Genomic DNA, 14,462 nt, shown 5'->3' with positions numbered 1-14,462 from the left:
CCGATCTTGCTTCGAAGACGAGTGACATCACGTGAACGATATCGTCTGCATTTCTCCGGTCGACGGCAACGAGGTTGCGCGGCGGCCCGTCGCAACCGGTGCTGAGGTCGCAGCGGCTCTCGCGCAAGCGCGGAAAGCGCAGCAGGAATGGTCAAGGGTGCCGCTCGCCGAGCGGAAGGCCATGATGCTCGCCTTCCTGCACGAGATGCGGGTGCAGAACGACGAGGTCGTTCCGGAACTCGCGATGCAGATGGGCCGGCCGGTGCGCCATGGCGGCGAACTGCGTAGCCTGGAAGAGCGCGTCTGCGCACTGGTCGAGCTCAGCGATGAGGCGCTGGCGCCGATCGTGCCGGCCGAGCGTCCCGGCTTCCGCCGCATGATCAAGCGCGTCCCTGCCGGCATCGTGCTGGTGATCGCGCCCTGGAACTATCCCTATCTCACGGCGGCTAACACCATCGTGCCGGCGCTGCTGGCCGGCAATGCCGTGATCCTGAAGCATGCCGCACAGACCCTGCTGGTCGGCGAGCGCTTCCAGGCGGCACTGGACCGCGTTGGCCTGCCCAGGGGCTTGTTCAGGATGCTCACCCTCGACCATGGCATGACCAGGGAGTTGATCTCATCGCGCTCGGTCGACCACGTGAACTTCACCGGCTCGGTCGCCGGCGGCCGGGCGGTCGAACGGGCAGCAGCCGGGACATTCATCAGCCTTGGGCTGGAGCTCGGCGGAAAGGATCCGGCCTATGTACGGCCGGACGCCGATTTCGATTTCGCGATCGAGCAGCTCGTGGACGGCGCCTTCTACAATTCTGGCCAGTGCTGCTGTGGCATCGAGCGGATTTACGTGCATGAGCGCATCTATGACTCCTTTGTCGACGCCTTTGCCGGCCTGACCGCGCGCTACCGGCTCGGCAATCCGCTGTCGCAGGACACAACGCTCGGCCCGATGGCGGCGACACGCTTTGCCGATACCGTCCGCGCCCATATCGGCGAGGCCGTGGCAAAAGGCGCGCGGCCTCTGATCGATCCGGCCCGGTTTCCGGCGGACAAGGTCGGTACGGCCTATCTGATGCCTCAGGTCCTGGTCGGCGTCGATCACTCCATGCAGGTGATGATGGAGGAGAGTTTCGGGCCCGTGGTCGGCCTCATGAAGGTCTCCTCCGATCAGGAGGCGATTGGCCTGATGAACGACAGCCCGTATGGCCTGACTGCATCGGTCTGGACCGAGGACGCCGCCGCAGCCGAACGCATCGGTGACGGTATTGCAACGGGCACCATATTCATGAACCGCTGCGATTATGTCGATCCCGCCTTGGCATGGACCGGCGTCAAGGACACCGGACGTGGTGCCGCCATGTCGCGCCTCGGCTTCGAGGCGCTGACGAGACCCAAATCATTCCACCTTCGCATCGAGCACTGAGAGCAGCACATGGACGTTCAGATCACCGGCGCCTGGAATTTTCCGACGCGCGTCGTCACCGGTGCGGGCCGCATTGCCGAGCTTCCCGAGGCGTGCAGGACCAACGGCCTCACCAGGCCGCTCCTGGTTACCGATCACGGGCTCGCCAAGACCGATCTCATCGCCGGCATCGTCGACCGCGTGAGCGAGTCGGGCATTCCGCTCGCCGTGTTTTCCGACGTGAAGGCCAATCCGACCGAAACCAACCTGACGGCCGGCGTCGAAGCCTTCAAGGCCGGCGGTCATGACGGCGTGATAGCGGTGGGTGGAGGTTCGGCGCTGGACGTCGGAAAATGTGTGGCCTTCATGGTGGCGCAGTCGCGGCCGGTCTGGGATTTCGAGGACGTCGGCGATTGGTGGACGCGCGCCAACACTGAGGGCATCGCGCCGATCATTGCGGTGCCGACGACGGCGGGCACGGGGTCCGAGGTCGGCCGCGCCGGCGTGATCACCCGTGAGGATACCCATGAGAAGAAGATCATTTTCCATCCCATGATGATGCCCAGGATCGCAATTGAGGATCCCGAGCTCGCGGTCGGTCTCTCGCCGTTTCTCACCATGGCAACCGGCATGGATGCGCTGTCGCACTGCTTCGAGGCCTACTGCGTCAACGCATTTCACCCGCTTGCCGACGGCATCGCGCTGGAGGGGATGAAGATCGTCGACAGCTATCTGCCGCGTGCGGTCGAGAACGGTCGCGACCTCGAAGCTCGCGCCTACATGTTCGCTGCGGCCTCGATGGGAGCCACTGCGTTCCAGAAGGGGTTGGGCGCGATCCACTCGATATCCCATCCGGTCGGCGCCCGATACGATACTCATCACGGGCTGACCAATGGTGTGGTCTTCCCTTATGTCCTGGTCTGCAACAAGGCTGCGATCGCCGACAAGATTCCGCACATTGCCCGCGCGCTCAACCTGCCGGGCCAAGACTTCCATGCCGTGCTGTCCTGGCTGTTGGCCTTCCGCAAGAAGCTCGGCGTGCCGCATACGCTCGCCGAGCTCGGGGTGAAGGAGACCGATGCCGGAACGATCGCGGCGGATGCCGTCAAGGATCCGACGGCGGGTGCCAATCCGCGGCCGTTGACCGAGCCCGAGTTCAAGCAGCTGACGCTGGCCGCCATTCGAGGCGATCTTGGAAGCTGAACCGTGCTGAGGCTGCTCGTTCTCGAGGGCAATACTCTGGCCGGCCGGCGACGGATCGCCGAGACGGCGGGCGCAATGCCTGCGGAGAGCTATGCGGCGGTCCTGCGGTCGCTTGCACCTCGCGTCGTCGTCGACATCGCGACGCCGGCGGATGCGAGCTTCGCGCTGCCGCAACCGCTCGAAGCTTACCACGGCATCGCGATCACGGGATCGGCCCTCAATATCTACCAGCGGGAGGTCGAAGCGCTGCGGCAGATCGACCTCGTGCGCGAGATCTTCGTTCGCGGCGTGCCAATGTTCGGCTCGTGCTGGGGCTTGCAGCTCGCGACGGTCGCGGCGGGCGGCGAGGTCGGTCTCAACCCGGCGGGACGCGAGGTCGGATTCGCGCGAAGGATTATGCTGACGGCTGAAGGCCGCACTCATCCCATGCATGCTGGTCGTGCGGCGGTTTTCGACGCGCCGGCCATCCACAGCGATATTGTCACCCGCCTTCCCCAGTCCGCAACCGTCACCGCCTGGAATACCATGTGCGAGGTTCAGGCGGCGGAGATCCGTTTCGGTCGCGGGCTATTCTGGGGCGTGCAGTATCATCCCGAATATCGCCTGCACGACGTCGTCGCCGTCATCCGGCGCTACGGACAGCTCCTGGTTGACGAGGGTTTCTTTGCCGATCTGGACGCGCTCGCGCGTTATGCCGCCGACCTTTCGGCGCTCGACGTGGACGAACGGCGTGGCGATCTCGCCTGGAAATTGGCACTTCACCGCGACATTCTGAGCCATGATTGCCGGCAGACCGAGCTGAGGAACTGGATCGCATCGCTGGAGCAGACATGACCGCATTGCATGACCTCATCGCGCGCTTTGCCAGGATCGGTGCGACCGACGACGGTGGCGTGTGTCGGCTGGCTGGAACGGCGCGCGACAAGGAGGCGAGGGACCTCTTCTTGCACGAGATCGCCGATCGCGGCCTTGTTCCGAGGATCGATGCGATCGGCAATCTGTTTGGCGTGGCGATGCTGGCGCCGGCGTCCACGGACGTCGTCATGACCGGCTCGCACCTCGATTCCCAGCCGACGGGAGGACGATATGACGGGGTCTTCGGCGTGCTCGCCGGGATCCTTGCGGTCGAGGCCGTCAGGGAGCGTTGCCGTGCCAATCCCGGCGCCGCGCGACGCAACCTCGCCGTCGTGAACTGGACCAATGAGGAGGGTGCCCGCTTCCAGCCCAGCCTGACCGGCAGCTCGGTTTTCGCCGGCGCCCTGAGCCTGAAGGATGCATATACGTGCAGCGACGCAGAGGGCGTCACCCTGGGCGAGGCGCTGTCCGCGATCGGCTATTGCGGGACGACGCCGCTCGAACACAATCCGGTGCGCTATGTCGAGCTGCATGTGGAGCAGGGCGATCGCCTGGAGCAGGCGGCCGCCGACATTGCCGCAGTGTCCGGCGCCTGGATGACGCGCAAGATATCGGTGATGTTCGAAGGCGACTACTCGCACACCGGACCGATGCCGATGGCGCTCCGCCGCGACGCCCTGCGCGCAGCGGCCCGGGCGATCGAGGCGCTATACCAGGAGATCGCGAGCGAGACAGCGGGCGCCCATGCCTCCGCGGCGCGCATCAGCGTTTATCCCAACTCGCCGAATGTCGTGGCGGGCCGTGTTCGGGTCTGGTTCGAGATCCGGCATGAGGACGAAGCCGTGGTCTCAGCGATCAGCGACCGCTTTCTGCGGCGAATTGAGCGTGAGTCGGGCGAGATTGGCGTTGGTGTCTCGATCGTAGCCGACGAGAGGCGAGCGGGGACCGTGCTCGATCCCGGCGGCGTGGCACTGGTCCTTTCTGCCGCCGCGGATCTCGGTTTCAAGGCCATGACGCTCAAGACCATTACCGGCCACGACGCGCTGGCGATCCAGAAATCTGTTCCGTCCTCGTTGATCTTCGTCCCGAGCCAGGGCGGGCTGAGCCACAATCCGCGCGAGTTCACGGCGCCCGCGGCCCTCGACAAGGGCTACGCCGTGCTGACCGAGGTGCTGTGGAGAATGGTAACTGCGAAGGCGTGAGGCGTTGCGGGTGCGGTTGGTGGGCCCGGCAGGACTCGAACCTGCAACCAGACCGTTATGAGCGGCCGGCTCTAACCATTGAGCTACAGGCCCCGCCGCCTTGCGGGCCGCGGGGCGCGGCCGGCAACGGTGCGGGCTCCGTTTACAGGGTGACCGCGGTTTCGGCAATGCTGCCCCCGCGTCCCTGTGCCATCGCCGCCGGGCCAGCCACGTCTGGCAGCCGGCACGCTGGAACAGCGGCCGGCAGCCATCTTGCTTGGCTCCCTGGCGACCGGCGCCTCAATCCACCGAGACGCCGGCAAACTCGACGACCTTGCGCCATTTCTCGGTTTCGTCGGCCACCAGCTTGCCGAATTCGGCCGGGGCCATCGGCTTCGGGATCCCGCCGACTTCGGCGAGTCGCGCCACGAGCTTGGGATCCTTCAGCGCTTCACCCACCGCTTTGTTGAGCGCATCGACGACCTCCGGCGGGGTGCCCTTCGGCGCCGAGATGCCGTAGAAGCCGACCGCCTCGAATCCCGGCACGGTCTCGGCGATCGCCGGCACGTCGGGCACGCCCGCCCAGCGCTTCGGCGAGGTGACGCCGAGCGCGCGGACGCTGCCGCCGCGGGCCTGCTCCAGCGCCGACGGCAGATTGTCGAAGATCAGCTGCACCTTGTTGGAGATGATGTCGGGGAAGGCGATCGCGGATCCCCGATACGGCACATGCAGCATGTCGCACTTGGTCATCGCCTTGAACAGCTCGGCCGACATGTGCACCGAGGTGCCGTTGCCCGAAGAGGCATAGGAGATCTTGCCCGGATTGGCCTTGCAGTAGTCGATGAACTCCTGGACGGTCTTCACCGGCATCGCGTTCGAGACCACCAGCATGTTGGTGAGCTGCATGATGCTCGCGACCGGGGTGGTGTCGCGCAGGAAGTCGAACGGCAGCTTCTTGTAGAGCGAGGTCGAGATCGCGTTGTTGGGTGCGACGAACAATAGTGTATAGCCGTCAGCCGGCGAGTTGATCGCAGCGGCGGCCGCGATGTTGCCGCCCGATCCGGTGCGGTTCTCGACGATGAATTGCTGGCCGAAATGATCCGACAGCCACTGGCTCATGATGCGGGCGACGATGTCGACCGGGCCGCCGGCGGCAAACCCGATCACCCAGCGCACCGGGCGGTTCGGATAGTCGGATGCGGATGAGGGGGCAATCGAGGCGAGGCAGCAAATCAAACCAAGCAAGGCAGCACGCGCGAACCGGATCATCGTCTCTCCCGTCATTTTCTTGTGACTGTTGCCGGCATGGTTTCACAAAACGCTGGCTTTGCCTACGACGTCGCCCGTGCGACGATAGTCGGGCTCGTGTGGAATGCTTGAGGGTCGGGATGAAAATTGCTGTTATGGTGTGCGCCGGCGCGCTGCTGCTCGCGGGCGGGGCGGCGGCGCAGGAGGGGAGCAAGACCATTTCCAAAACCACGATCAGTTTCGCCACGGCGACGCCGGGTGGCGGCTTTCCGCTGTATGGCAATGCCTTCGCCGAGGTGATGAATGCGGCCGACCCGACGCTGTCGATCGAGCCGCGCAACACCAAGGGCTCCAATGAGAACATCCCGCTGCTCGAGGCCGGCGACATCGATATCGCAACCGTCGCCGGCGAGCCGTCCTATGAAGCCTTCATGGGCATCGGCCGGCCGAAGGCCACGAAGCTCAAGATCCTCACCGCGATGTATTCGAGCCCGGGCATGTTCGTGGTGCGGGCGGACAGCCCCTACAAGACGATCCAGGATCTGGTCGGCCAGCCCGTCGCGTTCGGCGCCAAGGGTTCCGGCCTGCCGATCCTGTCGCGCTACATCCTCGACGGCATCGGGCTGAAGCAGGACGAGGACTTCAAGTCGATCTATCTCGATCGCGCCGGCGACGGGCCCGCGATGGTCGAGGACGGCCGCGCCGCCGCGCTGTGGGGCGCCGGCATCGGCTGGCCCGGCTTCACCAAGATGGCCGAGAGCGCCACCGGCGCGCGCTTCATCGCACCGACCACGGACGAGATCGCCCGCATCCGCGCCAAGCACACTTTCCTCAAGCCGCTGACGATCCCCGCCGGCAGCTATCCGAAGCAGACCGCGGCAATCTCTTCGGTCGGCTCCTGGAGCTACATCCTGGTGCGCGAGACCTTGCCCGACGATGTCGCCTATCGGCTGGCGAAGACGTTGCACGGCGTCGAGGCGACCTTCTGCAACAAGCTCGCCCAGGCGTGCGAGACCACGGCGGCGAACACCGTCGCCGCCGCGCCTGATACCGACCTGATCCACCCCGGCGTGCTCAGATACTTCCGCGAGATCGGGGTGGCGAAATGAAGAGGGCGAATAGCCAGTAGCGAATGGCGAATGGAAATTCTGATCCATCGCCATCGCTACTCTCTATTCGTCATTCGCCTGTCCTATTTCTTCGCCATCGCGCAGGCCGGGTCCGGCGGGCCGAACGCGTCATCGCCGGAGATCTTGGCCAGGATCTTGTAATAGTCCCACGGATATTTCGACTCGGCCGGGGTCTTGACCTGCACCAGCCAGAGGTCGTGCACCATCAGATTGTCCTCGCGCAGCTTGCCGTTGCGGGCGAAGAAATCCTCGACGGGCTTCTCGCGCATCTTGGCCGCGACCTTCAGCGGATCGTCGGTGCCGGCATCCTTGATCGCGTTCAGATAGGCGGTCACGGAGGAGTAGACGCCGGCCTGCCACATCGTCGGCATCCGGTTCATCTTGGCGAAATAGCGCTTCGACCACTCGCGGGTCTTGTCGTCCATGTCCCAGTAGAACGAGGTGGTCAGCAGCAGGCCCTGCGCGGCCGACAGCCCGATCGAGTGGATGTCGGTGATCAGCGCCAGCAGCGCCGCCATCTGCTGCCCGCCGGCGAAGACGCCGAACTCGGCGGCGGTCTTGATCTCGTTGGTGTTGTTGGGCGGTCCGCCGGCAATGCCGATGATCTTGGCCTTCGAGGCCTGCGCCTGCAGGATGAAAGACGACAGATCGGGCGTCGCAAACGGCGGCCGCACCGCGCCGAGCACCTTGCCGCCGTTCTTGGTCACGATCGCGGAGGCGTCCTTCTCCAGCGAGTGGCCGAACGCATAATCGTCGGTGATGAAGAACCAGCTGTCGCCGCCGCGCTTCACCACTTCCTGCGCGGTGCCGACCGCGAGCGCCCTGGTGTCGAACACCCACTGTATCGCATAGGGCGAGCAGAACTTGCCGTGGAAATCGGTCGCGCCGGTCGAGTGCGTGATGAACAGCTTCTTCTTTTCGTTGGCGATGTTCTGCACCGCGAGCCCGACCGCCGAGACCGGCACGTCGACGATGAGGTCGACCTGATCGACGTCATACCAGCGTCGCGCGATGGTCGCGCCGATATCCGGCTTGAGCTGGTGATCGCCGACGATCACAGAGATTGGCTTGCCGAGCACCTTGCCGCCGAAATCGTCGACGGCCATCTGCGCGGCGGTGACCGAGCCCTGGCCGGTCGGCGTCGAGGCGGGGCCGTTCATGTCGGTGAGCACGCCGATCTTGACGATGTCGTCGGATACCTGCGCCGATACGGTCGGGGACGCCAGCAGCGCGGCTGCGAGCGTCCCGAACATGGCTAGTCTGGTGGCCTTCATTCTGTCTCCCTCCTGAATTGGCGCATTGGCCATTATTGGTTGTGCCGGGCCTTCGGGGACCCGGTCATATTGGTTTCTTTTGCAACTATATTGGGGACTGCGTCAACGCGCCATCGGTCTAATGACGCAGCCCCGGTGCGGCGAGAGGCAGTTTCTTTCGGGGCCGATTCAGTCCATAGCGGGCCATGGTCACCGCCCAGCGCCTTCCGCCTTCGCTCACCCCGCTCGATGCGGCACTGGCGGCCGTGCTGCGCGACGTCGGGCCGGTCCAGCCGATCGCGTTGCCGCCGGCCGACGCCTTGCGCTGCATTGCAGCCGAGATGCCGGCCTTGCGCGCCTACCCGCCGCACGATGTCGCGGTTAGCGACGGGTGGGCGATGCGCGCCAATGACCTGGTCGGCGCGTCGTCCTATGCGCCGTTGCCGCTGGCCGAACCTCCGGTCTGGGTGGCGGCAGGGGCCGCGATGCCTGAAGGCACCGACTGCGTGGTCGATGCCGATGCCGTCGATACCTCCGGTCCGCTTCCGCAGGTGCTCGCCGAAGCGATCCCGGGGCAGGGCGTCAGGCGTGCCGGCAGCGACATCGCCGTTGGGCGCACCGTGATCGCAGCAGGGGAGCCGCTGCTGCCGCGCGGCCTGCTGCTCGCGCGCGCGGCCGGACTGCAGGTGTTGCGTGTGCGACGGCCGCGGCTTCGCATCGTCAACATCGCCAATGGTGAGCTGACCGCACAACTGATCGCTGACATCGCGCGCCTCGCGGGCGTTGAGGTCGTCGGCATCGAGGCGGCACCCGATGTGGCGGCGATTGCAAACGCACTCGATACCGACGGCTGCGATCTGATGGTCACGATCGGGGGCACCGGCGTTGGTCACACCGATGCGACAGTGAATGCGCTGGCAACGCGTGGCGCACTGATCGCGCACGGCATCGCGCTGCAGCCCGGGCGCACCATGGCGATCGGACGGATCCATACAACGCCGGTCGTCGCCTTGCCGGGCGCGCCGGATCAGGCTTTCGCGGCCTGGTGGGCGATTGCGCTTCCCCTGCTCGACCGCCTGTCGGGTCGGCGCTCGCGCAAAACGCTGGCGCTGCCGCTGGAACGCAAGATCGCCTCCGGCGTCGGCGTTGCCGAGGTCGTGCTTCTGATACGCGAGCAAGGTTCCTGGGCGGCGCTTGCGACCGGCGACCTGTCGCTCGATGCCATTGCGCGCGCCGAAGCCCTGCTGATCGTGCCTGGCGCCGCCGAGGGCTTCCCTGCGGGCACGGTGGTCGATGCCTATATGTTGCGGGAGTGAGTTCCCGAGATGACCAACAGTTTCACGTCGAAACCCAATCCATCCGTCGAGCAGGACCAGTTCCTGACCATCCTGTCGCGCGAGGAGGCGCTCGCACGCTTCGAGGCGGCGCTGTTCCCGCGCCAATTGCCGTCCGAGAGACGGCTGCTCGCCGATGCGCTCGGCCGTGCGCTGGCGGAGGACGTGGTGGCGCCGATCGACGTGCCGCCATTCGATCGCTCCAATGTCGACGGCTTTGCGGTGCGCTCGGCCGATCTGGCGCGCGCCGGCGAGGCCGCGCCGGTGCAGCTCGCGCTGAACGACGAGACGATTTCGTGCGGGACTGCGCCCACCCTGCCGGTGCTCCCGGGTACTGCAACTGCGATTGCGACCGGCGGTCCGGTGCCGCGCGGCGCTGATGCCATCGTGATGGTCGAGCACACCCAGCCCGCCGGCCACGGCATGATCGAGGTCCGGCGTGCGGCGTCGCCCGGCCAGTTCGTGTCCTATGCCGGCTCCGACATCGCGCGCGGCGAGGCGCTGCTGCGCGCGGGAACGATGATCGGGTCGCGCGAGATCGGCATGCTCGCGGCTTGCGGTATCAGCGAGGTTGCGGTGACGCGCCGTCCGCGCGTCGCAATCCTCTCGACCGGCGACGAACTGGTGCAGCCGGGTGAGAAGCTGCGGCCGGCCGCGATCTACGACACCAATGGTGCGATCGTCACCGCGGCGATTGCCGAGAATGGCGGCAACGCGGCGTTCCTTGGCGCGATTGCCGACAACGAGGCGATGCTCGAGGCCGCGATGCGCAAGGCGTTGGCGGACAGCGACATGCTGGTGCTGTCGGGCGGCACCTCCAAGGGCGCGGGCGACGTCTCGCACCGGATCATCGCTCGCCTCGGCAAGCCCGGCATCATCGCGCATGGCGTGGCGCTGAAGCCGGGCAAGCCGCTGTGCCTTGCGGTGTGCGACGGCAAGCCGGTGGTCATCTTGCCGGGGTTTCCGACCTCGGCGATGTTCACCTTCCACGATATGATCGTGCCGGCGCTGCGCCGGATGGCCGGGCTGCCGCCGCGGTCGGATGCCAAGGTGGCGGCGAAGGTGCCGGTGCGCATCGCCTCCGAGCTCGGGCGCACCGAGTTCGTGATGGTGTCGCTGGTCGAGGGCGCCGACGGCCTGATCGCCTATCCGAGCGGCAAGGGTTCGGGCGCGATCACCTCGTTCGCGCAGGCCGACGGCTTCCTGAAGATCGAGGCGCTGGCCGACCAGCTGCCGGCCGGCAGCGACGCCGAGGTGACGCTGTTCACGCCGCATGTGCGGGTGCCCGATCTCGTCATCGTCGGCAGCCATTGCACCGGGCTCGATCTCGTCACCGCGCCGCTGGCGCATGCCGGGCTTGTGGTGCGTTCGATCGCGGTCGGCAGCCTCGGCGGGCTCGCTGCCGCCAAGCGCGGCGAATGCGATCTCGCCCCGATCCACCTGTTCGACGACAAGACCGAGACCTACAACACGCCGTATCTGACCGACGGGCTCGAGCTGGTGCCGGGCTGGCGGCGCATGCAGGGCATCGTGTTTCGCAAGGACGACACGCGCTTTGCCGGCTTGAGCGCAGAGCAGGCGGTGCGCGCCGCGCTCGCCGATCCCACCTGCATCATGGTCAACCGCAACCAGGGCGCCGGCACCCGCATCCTGATCGATCGCCTGCTGGCGGGCAGCCGGCCCGACGGTTACTGGAATCAGCCGCGCTCGCACAATGCGGTTGCAGCCGCCGTGGCGCAGCACCGCGCCGACTGGGGCATGACCATCGCGCCGGTCGCCGATGCGTCGGGACTCGGCTTCATACCGCTCGCCGAAGAGCATTATGACTTCGCATTGGTGACGGCGCGCAAGCAGCGGCCCGCGGTGCAGGCCTTTCTCGATGCACTGGCGTCGGATGAAGGGCGGGCCGCATTGACGAAGGCGGGGTTCAGGCCGGCGTAGCGGTGTGCCGCTCTGCCGCACCAGTCACAGCTGTCGTCCCTGCGAAAGCAGGGACCCTACGCCGCGGCGGGCGTTACAGGCGGGACTCGTCGTTCCAGCATCGCGTAACAACTTGCATTTGTGGTTATGGGTCCCTGCTTTCGCAGGGACGACACTGAATGCGTTGCGCGGCCAGAGGATCACACATCCGCGTTCTCGCGACATGAATTGTCCTGCCGGAGGCACCCTGATCACTCGCTTAGCTTGCGGTCCAGGAAGTCGACGTAGGAATTGTCCGGGTCCAGTTTGACGGCCAGGCGAAGCGCTGCTCGGGCGGCGGATTTGTCGCCGTCGGCCGTGGCCTTGTGCTCATCCAGGATCGCATTGGCCACCGTGCGCGCGGTGTCGAGACGGGCCCCGTCGATGGACCGGTCGGCAAGATAGGCTTCCACCGGCTCGCGGAGGCGCTTCAGTTCGTCCACGCTGACCGAACTCAGCGGATACCAGTTGTAGTATTCGAGACGCGGCCGATCATCCGTGAGGCTCGGCACATCCCCGACGAAGGCCGCGAGTTTTTCATCGGCGGCGATGAATGTCGCCAGGAAATCCTCGGGCGAGCCGAGGCCGTTTGCCGTCAGGTCTTCAGCCACCGCGGGCTTCGACATGCGGATGGCGAGCTCGCGCGGATCGATGTTCAACGGCTCATCTGAGGCGATCGCCACGCCTTCCATTCTGGACGGCAGCCACAGCGAGACATGCTTGAACTGGCCCATCATGGCCTTGAGTATCATCTTCGGAAGAATGCCGCGGTTGAAATCCAGCGGCACCCATTGCGCGAGAACGCCGTCGGGACGCATCTTCTGCTTTGCCAGCGCATAGAATTCCTCCGTGTAGAGGTTGATGACGCCGGCATCATGAGGCGGTGGCGGCTCGAGCGTGATGACGTCAAATGTCTCCTTGGTCCCCAGCAGGAAGTGGCGCCCGTCCGCGACGATCTGATGAACTTTGGGATTTTGATAGAACTGCTTGTTGATAGGCACGAAGTGGGGCGCAAATTCGAAAACCGTCGATGCCAGATCGACCGCGTCGATGGATTGCAATTCCTCATGGGTGCTGACCGCTCCCACCGTGGTCCCGGTCCCGATGCAAATGACGACAGCCGTTTCAACCGGGCCCTGGTGCAGCAGAATGGGATAGTGCCCCATCGCGGCCATGTAGCGTCTGCCCTCGGGACGGTTGTTGGCATAGCTCTTCGAATTCACCACCAACTGCTGATACGTGCCCGCCGCCTTCTCGCGATACTCGACCACCGCAAAGGTCGCTTGCCGGGTTTCCCGCAACTCGAGCACATTGGCGCCTTCGATCGCGGTCAGGACCCGCTCCAGATAGTGTGGGGTGAAGAGCAGCAGCGCTACGGCGATGACGCTCGAGGCGATTGTCCCTTGCCGCCACAGGCTCCTTTCTCTCAGAAGATCCGGCTGCGACACGGTCGTCGCGACGAACAGCAGGACGTTCACGACAATCAGCGCGGTGAGCGCGCCCTGGCTGCCCAGACAGGGGATCAGCAGAAACCCCGCCGCCAGCGAGCCCACGACGCCGCCAATCGTGTTCAAGGCGTAGAGCGTGCCGATCCTGCGGCCCAGCGCGCTCATCTGCATCACGGTCAGTTCGCTGGCCAGCGGAAAGCTGATGCCGATCAGCGTCGTCGGCAGCAACAGGGCAACAGCGCAGACCAGGAAGAATGAAACGTCACCCCCCAACAGCTCCTGCACCGGGACTGGAAGCAGGCCCGATACGACGGGCGACAGCGCTACTCCCATGGTCCGCGCCTTGCCGAGTATTCCGACGGTCAGCGTGGCCGCAACCGCGATCAGCAGCTGCGTCACGGCGAAGTACCGCAGCAATTGATCCTTGCGGGGGGCGAGCAGCCTGGCGCAGATCAGGGCGCCGATCACGAGCCCCAGCAGGTAAACGCCGAGCATGCCCGAGAACGCGTAGACACTCGAGGTGCTGACATTGGTCAGGAACCGGAACCAGACGACCTCATAGGCGATCGACACAAAACCGGAGCACGCGAAAATCCAGATCAGGATCGACGTCCTGTCACCCGCGGTCGCGGCGGTTTGCACCGGCGCCCGTGCCGCGACCGGCAAGAGCGGGCTTGCGCCGCGCGCAACGAACAGGGCCACAACGCCGACGCAGATATACAGCGCTGCCGCAACCAGGCTCGATCCTGCGATGCCCCAAAGACCCATCAGCACAAAGCCGACAGCCAGGGTGCCGATGGCGGCGCCCAGCGTGTTGAACCCGTAGAGCAGACCGATGCGATTGGCGAGGTCGGTTTGTGCGCGGGTCAGGAATTTCACCAGGAAGGGCAGGGTCGCGCCCATCAACATCGTCGGCAGCGACAGGATGGCGAGCGACACGGCGACCATGAGAGGCAGCCGGAATGGCGACTCCAGATCCAGCATCGGTGACAGCCAGCCCACCCATGTCGGCCAATGCGACAGAAACGCGGTGACCGCGAGAGAAACGAGGGCGAGAGCGAGTTCGAGAAACCCGTAAATTTTCAGGGGGCGGCTGACGGTGTCGGCGATCCGGCCTCCCAGGGCGCTGCCCAGCGAGAGACCGAAAAAGAAGCTTGCCACCGTGACGCTGACGGAGACGGTCGCGCTTCCCAGCACGAATTGCAGTTGCTTGAACCAGAGAACCTGCAGGATCAGCGATGCCGCGCCCGATGCCAAAAAGATCGCCGTGACCAGAACCCGGTTTTTCAGGCTTACGGCATCTCGAACGCCACCACGATTGCGCACTGGACCGGTCTCCCGTTGAACGGGAGAACAGGTAAGGCAAATGCTCTTAATATTGCCTTATGGCGGAGCGACGCTGCGCGGCAGCCGAATCGCGTTGAAATTGCTCGGAAAATTGCCGTTTGGCGCATG

10 protein-coding genes and 1 tRNA gene are annotated in these 14,462 nt (G+C 65.5%); 7 read left to right on the top strand and 4 right to left on the bottom strand.

The genetic code is table 11. The features are described 5' to 3' along the window. Positions 1–31: 31 nt before the first annotated feature. The 4 genes from ACE10X_RS33390 to ACE10X_RS33375 are packed head-to-tail and all read left to right on the top strand — an operon-like array spanning position 32 to position 4,656. On the top strand, positions 32–1,417 hold the full coding sequence (locus ACE10X_RS33390; protein ID WP_375763410.1) for an aldehyde dehydrogenase family protein: 1,386 nt from the start codon (positions 32–34) through the stop codon (positions 1,415–1,417). Positions 1,418–1,426: 9 nt separating this feature from the next. Continuing rightward, complete coding sequence (locus tag ACE10X_RS33385; protein WP_038382915.1) at positions 1,427–2,599, top strand: iron-containing alcohol dehydrogenase; 1,173 nt, start codon at positions 1,427–1,429, stop codon at positions 2,597–2,599. 3 nt (positions 2,600–2,602) lie between these two features. After that, complete coding sequence (locus tag ACE10X_RS33380) at positions 2,603–3,433, top strand: type 1 glutamine amidotransferase (protein WP_375763409.1); 831 nt, start codon at positions 2,603–2,605, stop codon at positions 3,431–3,433. Then, positions 3,430–4,656 carry a Zn-dependent hydrolase gene (locus ACE10X_RS33375; protein WP_038382917.1) on the top strand — a complete coding sequence of 409 codons (1,227 nt, stop codon included), beginning with the start codon at positions 3,430–3,432 and terminating at the stop codon, positions 4,654–4,656. The genes ACE10X_RS33380 and ACE10X_RS33375 overlap by 4 nt, the downstream gene beginning before the upstream one ends. A 17-nt stretch (positions 4,657–4,673) precedes the next feature. On the opposite strand, the gene ACE10X_RS33370 is transcribed toward ACE10X_RS33375, so the two are convergent. Then, positions 4,674–4,749 (bottom strand) — tRNA-Ile (locus tag ACE10X_RS33370). Positions 4,750–4,935: 186 nt separating this feature from the next. Beyond that, complete coding sequence (locus ACE10X_RS33365; RefSeq protein ID WP_038382928.1) at positions 4,936–5,904, bottom strand: tripartite tricarboxylate transporter substrate binding protein; 969 nt, start codon at positions 5,902–5,904, stop codon at positions 4,936–4,938. 119 nt (positions 5,905–6,023) lie between these two features. Between ACE10X_RS33365 and ACE10X_RS33360 the strand changes: the two genes are divergently transcribed. Then, entirely contained in the window at positions 6,024–6,992 is a 969-nt protein-coding gene (locus ACE10X_RS33360; RefSeq protein ID WP_038382918.1) for a TAXI family TRAP transporter solute-binding subunit, read from the top strand. An 83-nt stretch (positions 6,993–7,075) separates the two neighbouring features. Here ACE10X_RS33360 and ACE10X_RS33355 read toward each other — a convergent pair whose 3' ends face one another. Continuing rightward, positions 7,076–8,287 carry an ABC transporter substrate-binding protein gene (locus ACE10X_RS33355; protein ID WP_038382919.1) on the bottom strand — a complete coding sequence of 404 codons (1,212 nt, stop codon included), beginning with the start codon at positions 8,285–8,287 and terminating at the stop codon, positions 7,076–7,078. 185 nt (positions 8,288–8,472) lie between these two features. On the opposite strand from ACE10X_RS33355, the gene ACE10X_RS33350 reads away from it, so the two are divergent. Together ACE10X_RS33350 and ACE10X_RS33345 are read left to right on the top strand one after the other, a co-directional pair. Continuing rightward, positions 8,473–9,582, top strand: coding sequence for a molybdopterin-binding protein (locus ACE10X_RS33350; protein WP_038382920.1), 1,110 nt, complete (start codon positions 8,473–8,475; stop codon positions 9,580–9,582). A gap of 9 nt (positions 9,583–9,591) precedes the next feature. Next, positions 9,592–11,541, top strand: coding sequence for a molybdopterin biosynthesis protein (locus ACE10X_RS33345; RefSeq protein WP_038382921.1), 1,950 nt, complete (start codon positions 9,592–9,594; stop codon positions 11,539–11,541). A 230-nt stretch (positions 11,542–11,771) separates the two neighbouring features. On the opposite strand, the gene ACE10X_RS33340 is transcribed toward ACE10X_RS33345, so the two are convergent. Continuing rightward, positions 11,772–14,333 carry a fused MFS/spermidine synthase gene (locus ACE10X_RS33340; protein WP_157787878.1) on the bottom strand — a complete coding sequence of 854 codons (2,562 nt, stop codon included), beginning with the start codon at positions 14,331–14,333 and terminating at the stop codon, positions 11,772–11,774. Positions 14,334–14,462 lie beyond the last annotated feature (129 nt).

The organism is Bradyrhizobium sp. Pha-3, from assembly GCF_042258325.1.
Taxonomy (GTDB): domain Bacteria; phylum Pseudomonadota; class Alphaproteobacteria; order Rhizobiales; family Xanthobacteraceae; genus Bradyrhizobium; species Bradyrhizobium elkanii.
Note: the sequence above shows the minus strand (reverse complement) of the source record. Positions and strands in the feature narration are given on the sequence as shown.

Coding starts and splice junctions, on each gene's coding strand:
- ACE10X_RS33385 (WP_038382915.1), top strand. CDS start 1,427: ATGGACGTTCAGATCACCGGCGCCTGGAATTTTCCGACGCGCGTCGTC.
- ACE10X_RS33375 (WP_038382917.1), top strand. CDS start 3,430: ATGACCGCATTGCATGACCTCATCGCGCGCTTTGCCAGGATCGGTGCG.
- ACE10X_RS33365 (WP_038382928.1), bottom strand. CDS start 5,904: ATGATCCGGTTCGCGCGTGCTGCCTTGCTTGGTTTGATTTGCTGCCTC.
- ACE10X_RS33360 (WP_038382918.1), top strand. CDS start 6,024: ATGAAAATTGCTGTTATGGTGTGCGCCGGCGCGCTGCTGCTCGCGGGC.
- ACE10X_RS33355 (WP_038382919.1), bottom strand. CDS start 8,287: ATGAAGGCCACCAGACTAGCCATGTTCGGGACGCTCGCAGCCGCGCTG.
- ACE10X_RS33350 (WP_038382920.1), top strand. CDS start 8,473: ATGGTCACCGCCCAGCGCCTTCCGCCTTCGCTCACCCCGCTCGATGCG.
- ACE10X_RS33345 (WP_038382921.1), top strand. CDS start 9,592: ATGACCAACAGTTTCACGTCGAAACCCAATCCATCCGTCGAGCAGGAC.